17 protein-coding genes are annotated in these 19,020 nt (G+C 38.7%); 2 read left to right on the forward strand and 15 right to left on the reverse strand.

Annotated features, from left to right (window positions below):
• Nucleotides 1–81: 81 nt before the first annotated feature.
• Together cmk and AC4HAJ_RS06940 are read right to left on the reverse strand one after the other, a co-directional pair.
• Nucleotides 82–792 (reverse strand): (d)CMP kinase, encoded by a 711-nt coding sequence (cmk, locus tag AC4HAJ_RS06935; RefSeq protein ID WP_491079443.1) that lies wholly within the window; start codon nt 790–792, stop codon nt 82–84.
• 1 nt (nt 793) lies between these two features.
• Nucleotides 794–1,402 carry an SAG1386/EF1546 family surface-associated protein gene (locus AC4HAJ_RS06940; RefSeq protein WP_491079444.1) on the reverse strand — a complete coding sequence of 203 codons (609 nt, stop codon included), beginning with the start codon at nt 1,400–1,402 and terminating at the stop codon, nt 794–796.
• Nucleotides 1,403–1,448: 46 nt separating this feature from the next.
• Here AC4HAJ_RS06940 and AC4HAJ_RS06945 point away from each other — a divergent pair, with 46 nt between their 5' ends.
• Nucleotides 1,449–1,646 carry a ferredoxin gene (locus AC4HAJ_RS06945; RefSeq protein WP_491079445.1) on the forward strand — a complete coding sequence of 66 codons (198 nt, stop codon included), beginning with the start codon at nt 1,449–1,451 and terminating at the stop codon, nt 1,644–1,646.
• On the opposite strand, the gene AC4HAJ_RS06950 is transcribed toward AC4HAJ_RS06945, so the two are convergent.
• The 13 genes from AC4HAJ_RS06950 to AC4HAJ_RS07010 all read right to left on the reverse strand — a co-directional run bounded on the left by AC4HAJ_RS06950 (nt 1,630) and on the right by AC4HAJ_RS07010 (nt 17,946).
• A complete protein-coding gene (locus AC4HAJ_RS06950; RefSeq protein ID WP_491079446.1) occupies nt 1,630–2,136 on the reverse strand; it encodes an EbsA family protein in 507 nt (168 codons plus the stop codon). The two genes, AC4HAJ_RS06945 and AC4HAJ_RS06950, sit on opposite strands and share 17 nt — an antisense overlap.
• 338 nt (nt 2,137–2,474) lie before the next feature.
• Entirely contained in the window at nt 2,475–4,733 is a 2,259-nt protein-coding gene (locus AC4HAJ_RS06955) for a GBS Bsp-like repeat-containing protein (RefSeq protein ID WP_491079447.1), read from the reverse strand.
• A gap of 181 nt (nt 4,734–4,914) precedes the next feature.
• A complete protein-coding gene (gene lepA / locus AC4HAJ_RS06960) occupies nt 4,915–6,747 on the reverse strand; it encodes a translation elongation factor 4 (RefSeq protein ID WP_491079448.1) in 1,833 nt (610 codons plus the stop codon).
• Nucleotides 6,748–7,148: 401 nt separating this feature from the next.
• Nucleotides 7,149–7,568 (reverse strand): nucleoside-diphosphate kinase, encoded by a 420-nt coding sequence (gene ndk, locus AC4HAJ_RS06965; protein WP_491079449.1) that lies wholly within the window; start codon nt 7,566–7,568, stop codon nt 7,149–7,151.
• Between the two features lie 190 nt (nt 7,569–7,758).
• Nucleotides 7,759–8,433, reverse strand: coding sequence for a TIGR01906 family membrane protein (locus AC4HAJ_RS06970; RefSeq protein WP_491079450.1), 675 nt, complete (start codon nt 8,431–8,433; stop codon nt 7,759–7,761).
• Nucleotides 8,433–9,197: a TIGR01457 family HAD-type hydrolase gene (locus tag AC4HAJ_RS06975; protein ID WP_491079451.1), complete on the reverse strand. Its 765-nt coding sequence runs from the start codon at nt 9,195–9,197 to the stop codon at nt 8,433–8,435. The genes AC4HAJ_RS06970 and AC4HAJ_RS06975 overlap by 1 nt, the downstream gene beginning before the upstream one ends.
• A 15-nt stretch (nt 9,198–9,212) precedes the next feature.
• Nucleotides 9,213–9,944, reverse strand: coding sequence for an acyl-ACP thioesterase domain-containing protein (locus AC4HAJ_RS06980; RefSeq protein WP_491079452.1), 732 nt, complete (start codon nt 9,942–9,944; stop codon nt 9,213–9,215).
• Between the two features lie 9 nt (nt 9,945–9,953).
• Nucleotides 9,954–11,093 carry a radical SAM family heme chaperone HemW gene (gene hemW / locus AC4HAJ_RS06985; protein ID WP_491079453.1) on the reverse strand — a complete coding sequence of 380 codons (1,140 nt, stop codon included), beginning with the start codon at nt 11,091–11,093 and terminating at the stop codon, nt 9,954–9,956.
• A gap of 200 nt (nt 11,094–11,293) precedes the next feature.
• A complete protein-coding gene (locus AC4HAJ_RS06990) occupies nt 11,294–11,962 on the reverse strand; it encodes a 4'-phosphopantetheinyl transferase family protein (RefSeq protein WP_491079454.1) in 669 nt (222 codons plus the stop codon).
• Complete coding sequence (locus AC4HAJ_RS06995; RefSeq protein WP_491079455.1) at nt 11,962–13,644, reverse strand: ABC transporter ATP-binding protein; 1,683 nt, start codon at nt 13,642–13,644, stop codon at nt 11,962–11,964. The genes AC4HAJ_RS06990 and AC4HAJ_RS06995 overlap by 1 nt, the downstream gene beginning before the upstream one ends.
• 167 nt (nt 13,645–13,811) lie before the next feature.
• The gene (locus AC4HAJ_RS07000; RefSeq protein ID WP_491079495.1) at nt 13,812–14,447 is read right to left on the reverse strand and encodes a TetR/AcrR family transcriptional regulator; all 636 of its coding nucleotides are present in this window, start codon (nt 14,445–14,447) and stop codon (nt 13,812–13,814) included.
• A 171-nt stretch (nt 14,448–14,618) separates the two neighbouring features.
• A complete protein-coding gene (locus AC4HAJ_RS07005) occupies nt 14,619–17,228 on the reverse strand; it encodes an ABC transporter permease (protein ID WP_491079496.1) in 2,610 nt (869 codons plus the stop codon).
• A gap of 16 nt (nt 17,229–17,244) precedes the next feature.
• Complete coding sequence (locus AC4HAJ_RS07010; RefSeq protein ID WP_491079456.1) at nt 17,245–17,946, reverse strand: ABC transporter ATP-binding protein; 702 nt, start codon at nt 17,944–17,946, stop codon at nt 17,245–17,247.
• Between the two features lie 236 nt (nt 17,947–18,182).
• Here AC4HAJ_RS07010 and AC4HAJ_RS07015 point away from each other — a divergent pair, with 236 nt between their 5' ends.
• Nucleotides 18,183–18,749, forward strand: a complete 567-nt coding sequence (locus AC4HAJ_RS07015; protein WP_491079457.1) for a TetR/AcrR family transcriptional regulator — start codon at nt 18,183–18,185, stop codon at nt 18,747–18,749.
• Nucleotides 18,750–19,020: the final 271 nt, after the last annotated feature.

Below are 19,020 nucleotides of genomic sequence, written 5' to 3' on the forward strand. Positions count from 1 at the left end.
CCTTCATAAAATCGGAAAATCTTATGAAGAATTCAAACATGAGAGGAATACCTCTCAACCACTATTATAACCAATTTTCACTTATCTGACCGATTTTTTCAAGACATTATCAATTTCGATTGACATTAATTTCTTTGCTTTTTCTGTAATAAAATCGACCACCCCATCAATACTTATACCAGTCGTATCAAAGGTAATGGCATCTTCTGCCGCCTTGAGAGGTGATACCTTACGATGACTATCTTTGTAGTCACGTTCTGCAATTTCTTTTTTTAGCTGTTCAAAATCAGTGGGAATCCCTTTTTCCTGATTTTCCTTGTAGCGACGTTCTGCACGTTCTTCGACAGAAGCAATTAGGAAAATTTTGAGCTCAGCATTCGGAAGGACTACCGTACCAATATCACGTCCATCCATGATAATCCCACCTTTTGCAGCAATTCTGCGTTGCTCGTCAACTAATCTTTCACGTACCTCAGGAAGGGCTGAGATAGCTGAAACGTGATTGGTCACATCATTTTGACGGATGGCTAACGTCACATCCTCATCGCCTAGCAATACTGTTTGACTGCCATCAGCTGCAACACCAAATGAAATTGGGTAGCGAGTAATCAAAGCTAGTAGGTCATCCACCTGATCCTCAGAAAGATCGTGAGTCATGGCTAAGTAAGTAGCACAACGGTACATAGCTCCTGTATCAAGGTAGGTGTAGCCTAAATTTTTAGCAATAATTTTTGCAACCGTACTTTTACCACTAGAAGCTGGGCCATCGATAGCAATTTTAATCTGTTTCATCTTATTTAACGACTACCTCATCTCCTGGCAAGGCAAACCAAGTACCATTTTGAACATGGTCTGGATTTAGAGCACGCAATTCCTCAACTGAAATCCCTGCCCGGGCAGCAATGGATGCTTCACCTTCACCTTCTTGAACCGTGATGGTTTCACCAGCTGCTTCTGACGATGACGTTGAAGACGATGATGAACTTGAAGATGAGGAACTACTTTTACTAGTAGAAGAAGGTTTTGAAGAAGACTCGGCACTTTCTTTAGTTTGACTAGATGATTTTTTTGATGACTTCTGGCTTGAGGAAGAGCTGGACTTGGCTGCCTGATAAAACTGACCGCTCTTGGAAGTCTGTGCTCCTCCCCCATTTGAGGTCCAAAATACAAAAAATAGGATCGTCACTACGATAAAGAAGAAAATGCTCAAGAGAATGGTTAAAATAGGAGTGCTGGCCATTCGATCTTTCTTCTGTCTATGACTTTTCTGCTTTTTAGATGACTTACTAGATCGTGTTTCATCCGTATCGTCATCTTGATCTGTTTCTTCTACAATTTCTTCATCATCAAGATCCTGCTCATCAACCTCATTGATACGTGTTTCCCATGGCTTTTTTGACATATGTTCCTCCCTTGTAAAATATATAAATCCGTACTAAAATAATACTATGAAAATTTCAATTATTCCAGAAAAGTGTATTGCTTGCGGTCTGTGTCAAACCTATTCTGACAGCTTTGATTATCACGATGACGGTATCGTCAAATTTAGTCAAACGGATGCACTGACTGCTGATTTAGATGACTCTCAGGACAATAGGCTCGCTGTCAAGTCTTGTCCAACTAAAGCTCTCAGGATTGATTCCTAAGCGAGGGCTTTTCTTTTTTATCATTTTGATAAAGCTCAAAATAATCTAGAGTGTCTGAGTGATCTAAAAGTTCTACTTCACCTCTAAAAGCTTCATCTAACACTAAATTGTCCAAAAAATATTTTTTAGGCCACTTTCTCATATAAAATCTTTTTTGGGAATCATTCTCAAAAACTAATGTCAATGACCCTTTCGTCACTTCGACACGGGCAATATCTGCGATATCAACCTCAAATGGGCTGAGAAAATTGAAAGAATTAATCCACAACTTATGATTTTCACTAATGACAAAATAGCGATGAAATCCCAAACCAACTAAAGTCATAATAAAAATGACAAGCATCAATAGCCCAGACATGGATACATTAAGACGCTCATAGAACATTGACATGACAATAAACACTGGGATAAAGGTGATGGACCAATAAATGATGGACCAGGTTAACTCCGGCTGCCAATGGTAGCGAACCTTTCCAAATAACTTAATCATAGGCCTCCTCCATTCTAAATTATTTTACCACAATCCTATACTTTTTCCCATGACAAATCCTACCTGGGTGAGAAATTTCTAGATAAAAAAGACTGAGATAAACGTTCTCAGCCTTTTGTATTTCATCAATTTTATGGACCACCTTGTGGTGGGAAATGAGAGACAGTAACTAAACTTACCTAGTAGCCTTGTACACCTCATTAGATACTAGCAGTATCATATTTCCCAAGCCTTAAGGAGATCAGAGAGCCAGGAGCAGGAATCTTAACTAATTTCACTTTTTTTCTGTATTACTATCTGTTTATAGCTTATTTGTGGGCTGTCTCTAGCCTGTTGCTTTAACTAAATCGACCAGTATAATCAATATTTTCGTCTAGATAATTCCCTAGTTTAGTAGACACACTCGTATACTGCCAAGCTGCAGCATCGGAATAGTAACTATACTCTTGAGCTTCTTTTTGGGATAAATAGGTATAGCCATTTACATAGTGGGCTATCCAAAGATTTTGCAGACCTAATGCAGAGGTGTTCAGACTACCGCCACGGCTATCCAACCAGCTGGCCATAGTGTAATAGGCTAGATTATTGAACCCCAAAGACTTTAGGGTTTGAGTCCACACTTGCGTATTGCCATTAACATCTGTTAGCATATCGTTGCTTTCCATGTCATTAACCATGAGCACATCTGTCCCCAGGCCTAATGAGCGAGCTGTGTTCGCAAAATAACTTGCCTCCGCCCTAGCCTGATCAGGATTAGAATACCGTGAGAAATGATAGGCTGACACCTTCATGCCAGCTGCCTTGGCATTTTGTATTTGGCTACTTGCATAAGGATTAATATAGCCTGTTCCTTCTGTTAATTTGACCACAACACCTGTGATACCTTGACCTTTTAGTTTATTGAAATCGGCAACAGAAATATCCCCATTGTGACTGCTAATATCAACAAAATAGCCTATTTTTTTCTCACTAGTGAGCTGGTATTGGCCTAGATTGTAACCCGTTTTGACTCCATCTACATCTGTTAGATAAGCATGAACATGATAATTTCCCTTGATAAAGTCATGTAACTTTTGATCGATAGTGAGACTTGCCTTGCCATTGACTACCGATGCCTGATACCATTTGAGATTGGCTTGATTTTTTTGAGACCAAGCTGCTACTTCTAGCTTGGCTAGCTTTTTGGAGCTTGATGTCTCTTTGATCGTAACAACGAGAGTACCGGCTTTTGGATTATGCTGGGTCACTTTTACAGAGGGCTTGGTTGGTTTTGGTGCTTTGCTAACCGTAAAGCCTGTGCTACCGATCAGCTTTGACTTTCCATTGTCTAAAGCAGAATTTCCATAAATGTGGGCGATATATTGTCCCTTTTCAAACTTGTGATTTTTAAGTAAAACTTCTGCTGAATAATTCCCTTTGCTATCCTTTTTGGCTGTATAGTAGGTCAACTCATCTTGCCCATTTTTCTTAGTCCAAACAGGGATCTTAACAGCTGTGATATAAGCTGGGAGGCTAGTGAGGGTTACCATATAACTAAAATCGGACTTGCGAGTTGCTTTAGCTTTAACATTGGGCTTAGCTATCGTTAGGCTGGTTTTTCCCAGACCTATCATTTTACCTGCTTGCTCTAAATAAGTGTGGACATTATATTTTCCATATCCGGAGTGTTCTTTATAAGGAGCTATGGCTCTTCCATTTTGGTCAGCTGAGTACCATTTGATGTCATCTTGTCCCTTGGTCTCAGACCAAACGGCATAACGTAATTGCTTCAGCTCTTTAATTCCCTTAGTTTGTGAGGCTATTTCGATACCTTTACTGCCCAGCTTGACTGTAGTCTTTGCTGTTGGTTTAGTCGCTTTAGTTTGTCCAGTATCTTTTGGCAACGATACGCTGATAGTTTGCGCCTGTCGGCCAAGCATTTTCCCCTTGATTAGAGAATATGTGTGGATATGATATTTCCCAGAATCCTTATGCTTACTTAGATCAATATAAGCAGCACCGGTCTTATCAGCTTGGTACCAGACCAGGTCGTCCTGACCTTTTCTATCTGACCAGAGGGCAAATTTAATCAATTCACCTTTGCTGATCTTTTTCTTGTATCGAAGGACTAGCTTTTGATTGTTTAGAGAAACATCAGTAAAGCTTGATTTATCTTTTGCCTTAGCGATAGTCGCTACACTGGCAGGCTTTGGAGCTGTTACAATCTTGCTCGTGCTAGCAGGATGAGAAAGATTGGTCTCTGGAAGAGAAAAGGTACTCTGTGTTGCCTTATGTTCAGTAGATTGGGGAGCTGACTGTGTTTTAGGAGTAGTTTCCGCCTCTACTGTCGCCCCTTCCTCTACTACTTGACTAGATTGAGGATTTTGGGGAACAGATGAGCTAGAAGAAGGCTCATCTGGAGTGGTCTGACTAGCAGCAGGATCTAACTCAGGAGTGCTTGCTTGATCTCTTTGTACAACCTCTACTATCTGGCCTTCTGTCTGGCCACTTGGTTGTTCTTGAGCTTGAACCCTTGTTCCCGCCCCTAAAATAGCGACCGAGACTGCACTTGCAACAATCCAGTGTTTCTTCGCCTTGTACATTCGTTTTCTCATCATTATATACCTTTCCTCAGTATTGTAGATTAAAATTAGGATTAGTTTATCATACTGCCCGAAAATAGACAAAATCAAACGTCCTACACCTATTTATCCGTAAAAAAATAGAAAATTCTAAGGAATTTTCTATTTTTTTATTGTCACTGTCTATTAGGCATGTGATTTCCCTAGCCTTGTAGACTTATTTTTTCTCATCTTCGTCCATGGATAGGACTGAAAGGAAGGCCTCTTGTGGCACCTCTACTGATCCGATGGCTTTCATGCGTTTCTTACCAGCCTTTTGTTTTTCTAAGAGTTTGCGTTTCCGAGAAACGTCACCACCATAACACTTGGCAAGGACGTTTTTACGCAGAGCCTTGATATCGGATCGTGCTACGATCTTTTGGCCAATGGCTGCCTGAATAGGCACTTCAAATTGTTGACGTGGGATGATTTTCTTGAGTTTTTCAACGATAAGTTTTCCACGCTCATAGGCAAATTCACTGTGAACAATGAAGCTGAGCGCATCAACTTTCTCACCATTAAGGAGGATATCCATCTTAACCAGCTTGGAATTGCGGTACTCAGAGATTTCATAGTCAAAGCTGGCATAGCCACGGGTAGAGGATTTTAACTTATCAAAGAAATCAAAGACAATTTCAGCTAGAGGGATTTGGTAGATGACATTGACACGGTTATTATCAATATATTCCATCGTCACAAAATCACCACGCTTGCGCTGGCAAAGTTCCATGACTGAGCCAACAAACTCCTGTGGCACCATAATCTGTGCCTTAACAAAAGGCTCTTCAATACTGTCAACACGAGTAGGCTCAGGAAATTCTGATGGGTTGGAAACTTCTAATAGTTCTCCATCTGTCGTATTGACATGGTAAACGACCGATGGCGCCGTCATGATCAAATCAATATTAAATTCTCGCTCCAGTCGCTCCTGGATAACATCCATGTGAAGAAGTCCTAAGAAGCCACAGCGAAAGCCAAAACCAAGGGCCTGAGAGGTCTCAGGTTCAAACTGAAGGCTAGCATCGTTGAGCTGAAGCTTTTCAAGTGCTTCACGTAGATCGTTGTACTTGTTTGACTCAATAGGGTAGAGCCCCGCAAAGACCATAGGATTCATCTGCTTGTAGCCGTGGAGCGGCTCAGCAGCTGGATTATCCGCCAGAGTAATAGTATCACCGACCCGTGTATCTGCTACCGTCTTAATCGAGGCTGCGATGTAGCCTACATCGCCAGTCGCAAGGTAGTCACGACTGACAGCCTTAGGGGTGAAAATCCCAACCTCGGTCACATCAAAGGTCTTGCCATTACTCATGAGCTGTATCTTATCACCTGGTTTAACGATTCCATTTTGAATACGGATCTGGAGGATGACACCACGGTAGGCATCGTAAACGGAATCAAAAATGAGGGCTTGTAGGGGGGCTTCAACATCTCCTGTCGGAGCAGGAACCTGCTCAACAACTTGCTCAAGAATCTCTTCAATACCGATACCAGCCTTGGCAGAGGCCAGCACAGCCTCACTAGCATCTAGCCCAATGACATCTTCAATTTCCTGGCGAACACGCTCTGGGTCTGCCGCAGGTAAGTCAATCTTATTGATGACGGGGAGGATTTCCAAATCGTTATCCAGAGCCAAGTAAACATTGGCTAAGGTCTGCGCTTCGATCCCTTGAGCTGCATCGACCACTAAGACTGCCCCTTCGCAAGCAGCCAGAGAACGGGACACTTCATAGGTGAAGTCTACATGCCCTGGTGTATCGATCAGGTGAAAGATGTAAGTCTCTCCGTCTTTTGCCGTGTAATTGAGCTGAACAGCATTGAGCTTGATAGTAATCCCACGCTCTCGCTCTAGATCCATGCTATCAAGAAGCTGAGCCTGCATCTCACGGTCTGACACTGTTTCGGTTTTTTCTAAGATACGGTCAGCCAAAGTTGACTTCCCGTGATCAATATGGGCAATGATGGAGAAGTTACGAATTTTCTCTTGGCGTCTTTTTAGTTCTTGAATGTCCATAGTTTTTCCTTTAAATCAGATTCTTAGTAAGACCATTATAGCAAAAAATCCACCTATCACCAAAGTGGATTTACTGGTAGGATGCGATTGAACAGTCACCGTCCTATAAGCCCTAAAAGCTGATTCGCCATCAGTTTATCAGAGAAAAGTCTTATTTCATCGAGCGGTGTCAGATACTCCTACCAAGATCACTATTTATTAGAGCAGTGAAGCAACTATACATTTTTAAGCAGTAGGCCGTTTGAGGGTACAACCTTGTCTTTACAATCTTCTTGTGGGTTAAAATACAGAGCTTCAGTCTTACTGGAAGTCATTAAAAAATACCCTTGAGTTAGTTTTTAGTCTAACGCCTAGAGTATTTTCATAGATTATTCTTATGATAAAAGGCAGTCGAGTGTCTTTTATCTCTGAGGGAACCAGATTCTGATTTCTCGTTGGGCTGACTCTGGAGAGTCTGAGCCGTGGGCAATATTTTGAATTGCCTGATCGGGCTCAGCACCAAGAGCAAAATCACCACGAATCGTACCGGGAAGGGCTTTAGCAGGATCTGTAGCTCCAAGCATATCACGCCAAGCCTGAATAGCCCCAACACCAGTCAGGGTTCCTACGATGACAGGGCCGCTCATCATAAAATCCGAAATGGAAGCAAAGAAAGGCTTGTCGACCAAGGCTGAATAGTGCTGCTTTAAGATCTCAGGATCAATCAGACGATGCTCTAAGCGTGTGATACGAAAACCACGACGCTCAATGCGGTGCAAGACTTCACCAACCAGTCCACGCCTAAGGGCATCCGGCTTTAAGATAAAAAATGTTTCTTCCATGATAATCTCCTCTTTAAAAATCTTTCTTTCATTATAGCAATCTTTTCAGAAAATAGCAGTCCCTTTTCCTAACTGATTTCATCTTTTTTTAAGTAATTAAGGGACTTAGTCCCAACTAAAGAAAGGAAGCCAAATCTAAAGAGGTATAGATAAAAGCTCTGTCTATTTCCCAAATGAGCTTAATAACAGGTTATTCTAAGAAGAAAGCACGATTTTGATCAGATGATCTCTCTTTTTGATAGCGCTTGTAGCTTAATCTGGATAGGGCTAGTAAGGATAGCATGATCCCTTCATAACTCACAAAGAAGATGATGAAGGCATGCAGAAAAAAGGCTTCTGGTAGGACCCAGATAACGGGATCCGTATAGGGATTAAAGAGCCAGTTGCTAGCACCAGGAAAAAGTAACTGATGAAAGAGAGTAAAAAAGGCTTGGAATCCTATCAGGTAACCTAGAGCTCCAAGTACAAGAGGCAGAGCAATCAAGATCAGCCAAAGGCGTTTAAAAAGCCAGAGGGAACGAGAACGCCACTGCTGTCTTAGAAAATGGACAGCCGGCCAGAGCCCTAGTAGGAAGATGGCTTGGGCTAAATGAAAGAGGTGCTTGACATCTCTAAAATGGGCTAGAGCATCTTTAGAGGAAGGGAAATCTGGCATCCTAAGCTCGGTCATCCAAGGCAGGGTCAAATACTTCATGAGGTGATTGATATTGTAATAGAGCGTTTTATCGCTCATGTAGACCGTATCTGCAAGACCCAGCCAGTGATTCTCTAATGGGTAGATCGCCCAAGCTAGGTAAATCGTTTCCAAAATAGCAAGGCTAAGCAGCCAAAAAACTGTGATAATGGGTTCTACTTTTGCTTTCATCAAACTTTCCACTCATCTAAGCTCGATAAGACATGGCTGGGCTGTACAGGCAGATCAGCCACTTCTTCAGCCTTGGTAAAGCCTGTGGTTACTAAGATGGTTGCTAGATCATTTTTTATCCCTGCCATGATATCGGTCATATAGTTGTCACCGACCATAACAGCTTGATTTCGGGCAACACCTAAACGCTCTAAGGCCTTATTGATAATAACAGCTTCTGGCTTACCGATGATGACCGGTTTGACCCTTGTCGCTGCTTCAATCAGTGCTAATAGAGAGCCCGCTCCTGGTAGCTGACCACGCTCTGTAGGGATATTTAGATCAGGATTAGTCCCAATAAAAAGGGCTCCACGCTGAATAGCTAGGGTAGCGATGGTTAATTTTTCATAAGTGATTTCACGGTCTAAACCAACAACAACATAGGCAGGATTTTCCGTGTCTTCCCTATAACCCGCTTGAGTGATGGCTGACTTCAGACCGACTTCCCCGATGACATAGGCCGTCTTACCACGCGCCATATCATTCATATAATCCACTGTCGCTAGGGTAGCTGTATAAATCGTCTCTAGCGGTGTTTCTACATGAAACTGCTGCGCCAGCATATCCTGTACCATCTCAGGTGTTCGCATGGTATTATTGGTCACCAGCATGTAGGGAATTTGCTCTTTTTGCAGCCTAGCAATAAAGCGCTCTCCAGCAGGGATACGCTCCTTGCCACGGTAAATAGTCCCATCTAAATCAATCAAATAGCCTTGGTAGGTCATTATCTCACCTTTCTTTTAGTCTTTCTCTCGCCATTCAATCACAGCTTGAGCATGCAGACCGTCACTGGTACGGATTTCGTGTTTGGTCTTTAGGCCTGTCTGCTCGACTGCTGATAAAATATCGCTGCCGTAATGGATTTCTTTGACATACTTAAGATGGACAACTTTAGGGACATGGTGTTTAAGAAAGTCCACATCCAGCGCTTCGTACATCCACTCTAAGTACTTGCTGTTGTTGACATGGCCATTCATGTCTAAGTCTAGGTAGCGCACATGAAAAAGGGTCTCATCTGCTTGATCTAGCTTACTGTACTTGGGACCACGGATGATCTTTTTAATCTTCTGTGAACCATAGGGTGCAACGATCTCATCTTTGACCGATACGACCTTGCGAGTATCGTAATCCATTAGAACAAAGGTCGATGCAATCTCGATGATCTTCTGGCCATCTTCTCCATAGATATAAAAATTTCGGTAGCAAAAGAGTTTGTTATAGGCGATGGCTTCTGTTTCTACTGTGATGGTCTCCGCATAGCGAGGCAGACGCTCAATATCTAGCTGGTAATCTGTAATAACCCAAACCAGATTGAACTGTTCCAGTAGCCAATCATCTGTATTGCCCAAGCTTTCGGACTGCAAGCCAGAAACCTGTAAGGCATAGGACAGCAGGTGGGGCAATTTAACCTGATGGTTGACATCACTTTCAAAAAATGGAATTTGATAATCTACTTTAAATTTTTTTCCCATAATGCTCACTCATTTATCATCTAGTATAAAGGCTTCTGCGACAGTATCTCCTAAAAAGAGGCCTCGCTTGGTCATGCGTAAGCGATCTCCAGTCACTTGCAAAAGGCCATCTCTAATCAAGTCTTCTACAATCTGACCGTAGCGCTTCTGGAAATTTTCCTGAAATTTCTCTTCAAATCTTGAGATGGATAGACCAGATTTTTTGCGCAGGCCCAGAAAGAACTCCTCCTCCATCATCTCGGCTTTGCTTAGAATCTCCTCATGCAAACGAGAATGTCCTTCTTCTGCGATAGCCCTGAGGTAGTGCTGGATAGGTCCGCGATTGCGATAGCGAACGCCGTTTAAATACCCCGATGCTCCTGCGCCGACACCGTAATACTCCACATTATCCCAGTAGACAAGATTGTGGCGACTCTCATAGCCAGGCTTGGAGAAGTTAGAAATCTCATAATGCTCAAATCCATTTTTCTCCAACTCATCGATAATGTAGTGGAACATATCTGCCTCCAAATCCTCCGTCGGAAGATTGAGACGACCACGACGCATCTTGTTCATAAAGACTGTATGGTTTTCCAAAATGAGGCTATAGAGGCTCATATGGGGAATCTCTAAAGATAGGGCTTTTTCTACATTCGTTTTGACCTGCTCCATGGTCTGACCGGGCAGGGCATAGATCAGATCGATTGAGATATTGTCGAAGCCTGCAGCCTTGAGATCACGTATAGTCGTGTAGATCTGCGCTTCATTATGACTGCGGCCGATACGCTTGAGCTCCTTATCATCAAAGGTCTGTACACCGAGGGAAACTCGATTGACCGCTGACTTTTCAAGAACAGCAATCTTATCAGGTGTCAAATCACCCGGGTTGGCTTCGATAGTAAACTCCTCAAGCTGCTCTAAATCGAGTTCATTTTCCAAATGAGTCAGGAGATAATCCAGCTGGTCAGCTGTGATGGCAGTCGGGGTACCACCGCCGATATATAAGGTCTGAAGGTTATGGATGTCATAGCTCTTATACTCTTCGATCAAGCTAGCTAGGTAATCGTCGACAGGCTGATTCTTGATGAAGACCTTGGAAAAATCGCAATAATAGCAAATTTGTGTGCAAAAAGGAATGTGCACATAAGCAGATGTTGGTTTGTTTGACATAGGATTATTATAGCACTTTCACAGATGGAGTTTAAGAGAAAAAGATGACCTTAAATGGGGAAAATTTCCTCTTTAAAGTCATCTTTCTATTATGAAAAGTATGATATTGCTAGGTAGCCTCTCTCCGTAGTAATAGCCATAAAGTCCTTTTAATTTTGTAATTATTTTGCTTATAATCACCTATTACTAATTGTAGGTTGTTATAAGTCTGTGAGACTTTCATTTATAATCAGGATCTGCGTTATCTCTTCAAGTTTATCACAAATGTGGCAACAAACAGAAAAAGAATATTGTTTATAAAAAGGTAGTTCATATAGTTTAAAATTCGTATCACCAGAAATACGAACAGGATCGTTCCATAACTCGATATTAAAAGAATTCATGGCTGTAGACATTCCTGTACCTATAGCTTTAATAAAACTTTCCTTTAGAGTCCAAAATCTATAAAACGTTATACTTTTTGACTTAGAGGGAATCTGCCGAAAAAAGAATTTTTCCTTATCTGTCATAACAAGATCAACCACTTCATTAAAATCAAAATATTCATGATATTCCAAATCTATCCCAATCTCACTATTACTAATTGCAACTGCCACCCAATTCCCGGAATGAGTAATACTAAAATAGTAACCATCAATTCCTTTTAAATAAGGTTTTCCATAATTATTCTTTTTAATTTTCAACGACATAACACTGCATATCTGTTCTTGAGATAAAAATTTATATAAAAGATAATATGCAACTAAGGAACGTTTGTAATCTAATAGTCTTTTATATTTTCTAGCTTCCTTTAAAAAATCAGATGGAATGTGTGTTTCTAAATAAACTTCATTTAATACATTATCAATATTTGAAAAATAAATTTTCATTATACGCTTAACCTAAATAACTTAGAAAATTCTCCTTCTCTACTTATCAAGTCATCAAACGAACCGTCTTCGACAATCGCACCATCTTTCATAAAAAGAATTCGATCGTACTTCTTTAAAATGGCTTCGTTTAACTTGTGTGTTACTACTAGAGCAGTTAAATTATTAATATCCAGTATTGAATTTTCAATGTCAGCAGTAACTTGATTATCCAGAGATGAAGTTGCTTCGTCTAATAACAGTATAGGTGTATTTCTAATTAGAGCACGTGCAATACTAAGCCTTTGCTTTTGTCCACCAGATAAATTCGAGCCATTCTCCCCACACAAAGCTTTCAAACCTAGTTTATTTTCTGAGACAAAACTTTCTAAACCAGAGTTCTGAACGGCTTGTCTTACTTCGTCATCTGTAAACAATTGATTGAGAGTAATGTTAGATTTTAAAGTATCATCAAAAATATAAACATCTTGTTGAACAACCGTCATTAAGTTATAGAGACTTTCTGTAGAGATAGTCTTTATATCTTTATTATCTATTAGAATATTTCCCGATATTGTATCATAAAACCGTAATAGTAAATTCAATAAAGTTGATTTTCCACTTCCTGATGCTCCTACAATTGCAATTTTTTCACCTTTTTGAATTTTCAATGATAATTTTTTAAAGATCTTTTCTTCAGATTCAGGATAAGAAAAGTCTATATCAGAAAATTCTATAACATTGTCAAAAATATTCTTGTTTTCTCCTGTTTGTAGTTCAATTTGGTCATTTAAGTCAATTGAATTTAACGTCTCTTGGCCTTCTCTAAATTTACTCATCCCTATACTAACTTCGTTTAATGGCATGACGATAAAATTGACCAATTGAACAATGGCAGTTACACTTCCAATTGTGGTATGCCCATTGAAAACAAGATACATCCCACCTCCAAAAGCCACCAAAAATACAATCATTCCTGAAAGTTGGGACATAACATTAGCTAGTGTATCAAATTTTCCTTTTGCAAAATAACTATCATCCAATTTTTTACTTTCTTGAGTGAAATCATTGCGAACAATATCTTTTATATTAAAACTTTTAATAACCAGAAAACCCGCCAAAATATCTTTAACTTTGGCTAAGTATCTCTGATCAGCACTCATAATATTACTTTGTAATGTAGCTGATTTCCGACCAATAAATCCTGAAATTAGCATTGGAATAATACTCACTATAATAACTAATGTGGTTAGAAACCAATTACCTATAAACATCGCCAACAGTGAAAAAATCATCAGGGATAAATTCTTTGAAATATTAAAATATTGGATCAAATAATCTTGTTCGATTTTTTTCATATTTTCTGTCAGTATTGAGATAAATTTTCCTGATTTTTCTCTAGAAAATTCTCTGTAATCCTTATCTAAAATTAATTGAAAAACTTTCTTTTTATATTCTGACATGATCCTCCGAACTAATTTATTCCTCAATCTAAGATCTATAAAATTGAGACCTGCATATATCAAAATAACTATAGCACCTACTAGCACCGCTTTATCCAAAGACTCTCTACTTTTAGATATTCCGCTGTCAATAATTTCTTTAATGGAATAAGCAAAAGCGATATTAGTAAGAGGAACTAGTAAGTTAAATACCATGAAAGTATAAAAGGCCTTTTGATGGTGCTTTATCAAGTGTTTCATACCTCTTACCTACCTTCCTTCATTTTTATTTAAAAAGTGCAACATAAAATATTCTTCTAAGTATTCCATAAACATACTAACGGTATGTTATCTTTAAAATATCAACCACATGCAGTTGCATGCGGTAGCGTACAGTATCGATAGCAGTGAAAATCACCATAGATAACCTAGTTATTTCTTTTTAAATGATCAAATAGTCTAAAAATGACTCTCATCATCTCATCAGTTATTAGTGGAACTTCTAAACTATCAAAAGTAAGTCTAATAAAATTCATTCTCTTCTTCAATTCTTCCACTGTGAAAATAGAAATTTGAAATCCAACCCAAATATTCAACGTTAGAACAATTAAATCGGCTAATTCTTCCGGATATGCTGTACTGATAGATCCATCTTCAACACCTTCAGACACTCTCTTTCTAATTTCTGGTAAGAAATCGGAGAACAATTTGAGATATTGCTCGCCTAGTAATCGAGGACTCCTGAGCATAATTGAGGCCGAATATACAAGCTTTTGATGCTCAAAATTGGTAAAAGAATCCATCAAAGAATTTTGTATCTTTTCTAGCCCTGTTTCCCCTCTCCAATTATAATTGGAAAGTCCCTGGTTATTTTCATTAATTATTGTTTGTAAAATTTCGTATTTTGACTCGAAATGGTGATAAATAACTCCTTTCGTCAATCCACCTAACCCATCAATTATATCCTGTATTGAAGTGTTATCAAATCCTTTTTCCAAAAATAAATTCTTAGAAACATCTAAAATCATTTTTCTAGTTTCATATGAGTTTCTGCCTCTTGCCATTTTGTTCCTTTCTAGTAAAAACATACCATTGGTATGTTTTTACTATTGTAATTAACTAAACTCACCTTGTCAACCAGAAAGCGTAATATCTAGCTCTTATTCTGTAATCTTAGAAAAGAGTGAATTTATCAAAAGAATATCTTTTAATCTCTTAAGAAGCTATTGTTCACCTCAATCCACTGATTTCAATGCCTCCAACATATCAATGTTTTTCAGTCGGCGCTTAACCACCCAACCTAGGCATAATAAAATGATGCTAATCGTTATAACAGGCAGGAGGTAAACATCATAATCTACAGCTGTTGGATATCGATTATCTTGACTCATGATAGCAATAATTCCCTTATGTAAGAAATAGCCGCCTACGAGACCTAGCCCAATACCAATAATTGATAGAACAATTGTCTCTCTATAAATATAAAGAGTCACCTCCTTATTATGAAATCCTAGAACTTTAATCGTCGATAGTTCACGAATACGCTCAGCAACATTAATGCTGGTCAAGTTATAAAGTATAACAATAGCTAACAATGCTGAAATAATCGCTAAAGTTGTTACTGAAGCTCTCAGACCTTTAACAGCTGTGTTGACTTGAGCGATCAACGAAATATTTTGAGAGACCGCAGACACTCCATTTATCGCTAAGGCTTTTGTAGCTTGTTTTGAAATATTTTTTGATGATGAATCTTTTAAATGGATCAAGGCTGTATTATCGATAGCTTTTTCACCAAATACTTTGCGGTAATAGTCATCTGACATAAAAATATAGTGATTGACATTCATATCAACAACAGCAGACACTTTAACATGGTATGACTTTCGATTATCTTTAATGATGACGGTATCTCCCTTACCGACATGATAATATTGCGCCAATTTCTCTGATAAAACAGCTCCCTTATTGGATAGAGAAACAGATTTGCCTGTTTGAGTAGACTTTAAATGAATAAAATCACCGAAATCATTACGAGCAGATGCTAGAATAGTAATCGATTTTTTCTCACTCTGTCCTGCAATCTTCTCATCAATAGTGCGGGAGTATATTTCCTGATAGCTAGAAATCGCATCAGACTTTATAAAATGACGTAAATCTTTATTTTTATCCAACTGACTGTCGCTCATCACTTGTAAATCATAAGGTGTTATTTGTTTAAATTGGTGGTCTACAATTTTACTCAGAGAGGATTGGATACCAAGACCTGCAAAAAGGAGGGCAACAGATCCTGCAACACCAAAAATTGTCATCATCATGCGTTGTTTATATCTAAAAATATTTCTTGCTGTGACTTTTTGGGTAAAGCTCAATCGTTCCCAGATAAAAGCCAGTCGCTCTAAAAAGATTTTAGAGCCTTTCATCGGCGGCTTAGGAAGTAGAAGTTGTGCTGGGTTTTCTTCTAATTCTCGCTTAGCCACCCAAAAAGCTGGAAGGACAGCACTTAAAACAGCTAAAACAATTGTCAGTAGGGCATAGCTCCAATAAAATCCTTCATTGAGACTACCAATGACTGTCGTTGTTATTGAATTTCGTGCAACAATACCAGGTAGTAGATAATGTCCCCCAAGGATCCCTAGGCTCGTTCCGAATAAGCTAGCGACAAAGCCATAGCTAACAAATTTTTTAATAATATCACGATTTGAATAGCCTAAGGCTTTTAGAACACCTGAGTTAATTCTTTCTTCATTGACGAAGCGAGTCATTGTTGTTAATGTTACTAAGGCAGCCACTAGATACAGTACAATAGGGAACAGATTTCCTATGTTATTAAGAGTCTTGCTAGATGATCGATAAGTCGTATAACCTTCTCCTCCAGATAAGGTCGAACGTGTATAGCTCCTGTAGGTAGGAACTTTCAAGTTTTCTAGCTTTGTTTGAAGCTTTGCCAGCTCTGACTCTTTTTTGCTAATTGCTGAGTTATTTAATTGAGGACTTTGTTTTGCTTTAAGAGCAGGTGATAATTTGCGACCTTTCTCCAGTATTGCTTTAGCTCCATTAATCTGTTTCTGACCAGTAGTCAGGCTAGTCTTTAGTTGATTTTCTAGCTCTTTAAAACGACGCTGACCATTATCCTCTAAAATACTGTCCAGTCTCTCTTGATTTTTAATTAATTGGCGGTTATAGTCATCAGAAAAAGGGGTAAAACCTCTTAAATTTTTGTAACGTAAACGAGCTATGGTAGCTGTATGATTACTAAAAGCCTTAGCATCTACGACACCATAAGTATAGAGGTTTCCATCTCCAGATGTCGAAGATCCCAAAAACTTTTTTGACCAAATTTCAGAAGAATTAACAAATCCAACTATTTTGTACTTACTCTTTTTTAGTGGAGCATCCACATTTTTTGAAATTTCTAGTTTATCCCCTATCGCATAGTCCCTTTTTGAAATAGATGATAGGGCAATTTCATTCTCCTTCTTAGGAAATCTGCCTGACACTAGCTGATAAGAAGAAATTTGCTTGCTGTTTGAAAAAATACGAACAGCATGCTCTGTATTCCTTATCGTAACGTCACTCATCTGACCAAATTCAACACTGGTACCATTTATACTTTCTAATTCCTTACGGTCAGCATTACTCAGTCCGGCACTTGCTATAACAGATAAGTCCATAGTTTTATAACGATTTAGATAGTGCTTTGCAGTTTCCTCCATATCCTGAGGAGTCGCTTTTAACCCTGTTAAAACTAAAGAACCAAGCATCAATAGCAACATAATAGATACGAAACGCCCTTTTGATGCGATAAATGATTTGGCTATATTTTTCCAAAGTACCTTTTTGGTTATCATCACTGTCCCCTCCTTAGTATTCTAAAAGATCAATATCTTGAGGGAATTTATTTTGTTCAATGTGGCTGACCTTGGCATCATGCATATGAATGACACGATCTGCAATAGCTGCTAAGGCTGAATTATGAGTTACGATAATAACAGTTGCCCCTTTATTGCGAGACATATCCTGCAAAATTTTTAAGACCTGCTTCCCTGTCTCATAATCAAGGGCACCAGTTGGCTCATCACACAGTAAAAGTTTGGGATTTTTAGCAACGGCGCGTGCAATCGATACACGCTGCTGTTCTCCGCCCGATAATTGAGCTGGAAAATTATGAAGACGATCACCTAGGCCGACATCTCCTAACATTTCTTTAGCATCCCTTGCTCCAGTTACAATTTCCGAAGCCAACTCCACATTTTCCTTGGCTGTTAAATTTGGAACTAAATTATAAAACTGAAAGACAAATCCAACATCCATTCTGCGGTAATCTGTTAACTCTGTCTGATTATAATTGGCAATATCAATACCATCAATCATTACTTGTCCATCGTCATTACTGTCCATTCCTCCTAAAATATTCAAGACGGTTGATTTTCCTGCTCCAGAGGCCCCTAGTATAACTGCTAGCTCCCCTTGCTCAACTTCAAAACTGACATCATTATTAGCAATAATTTCTGTTTCTCCTGTTTGATAACGTTTAAATGAATGTTTCATTTCAATATAAGCCATTATTTCCTCCATTTTAAAGCTATGGTATTAATTTCTATCTCTTTCTTGGTTTATATATCCTTATATTTTTTATCTTAACAAAACTAAAAATGACAAAACAAGGGTGAAAAGTTGTCAGTCTGTTAACAAAAAAGAAGCTTTTAATTGCTTAAAAGTTATTGAAAACACTACTTATGCTATTTTTATTTTACGAAGCGACAACTTTTTTTATATAATCACTCTATAAGGAGGTTAATATGGTTTTAGGTAGTCATGAAAATATTATTAACGCTGTCTTTAGAATTGTATCGCAGCATCCTGATAAGGAAAATATTACTTTAACAGAAATTGCTGCAGAAGCTGGCATGACCAGACAAGCAATTTATAAAAAGCATTACCGCAATGTTGAAGAAATCTTTGATGATATCCATACATCTATTACCAAAGAGGCTTTTAATCAACTAGAGAAAGTTATGACCAGTAAAAAATACCTATCCTTTTATGATATTGTCTCTGATGTTATTATTCCTACAATTTATAACAATCGAACCTGGGGACGTTTTTTATACAACAGTACAATGAAGCTAAGATGGGAACAATTTCTTGATAAAGAGTACGCTCCCATACTAGACCATATGTCCACTACTGTCATCAACCATGGACCCTTTCCTCAAAAAAGCATGATAAAAATTATGCGAACCTATGTCTTTGCTATTATTGCTGAATGGATTTCTGAAGATTTTCCAGATCCTCCTGAGATATTCGCTAAAAAATTCAATATTATGATAGAATCAGCACCAAAATTTCTGATTGATGGTCGCTAAAGCCTATAACTGATATCTATATTAAACTTTCGATAGTATAAAATTATCACTGGTTCAGCTACTTTCTCAAACATGAATATCAGACCTTTATTTTTTACTAAAAGTGTAATCCATCATTTTTAATCTACTAAAAAAGACCTAGAGTGCCTGTCTCTAGGTCTTTTTCGATCTATTCATACTATCTATACTAGATACTCCAATAGCATCTTTATCTAGATACTCCAACGCCACTACTCCAGGGATTTTCTGACTTTCAAGAGAGTGGACGTTA

This window comes from Streptococcus sp. ALY_211 (assembly GCF_058314555.1).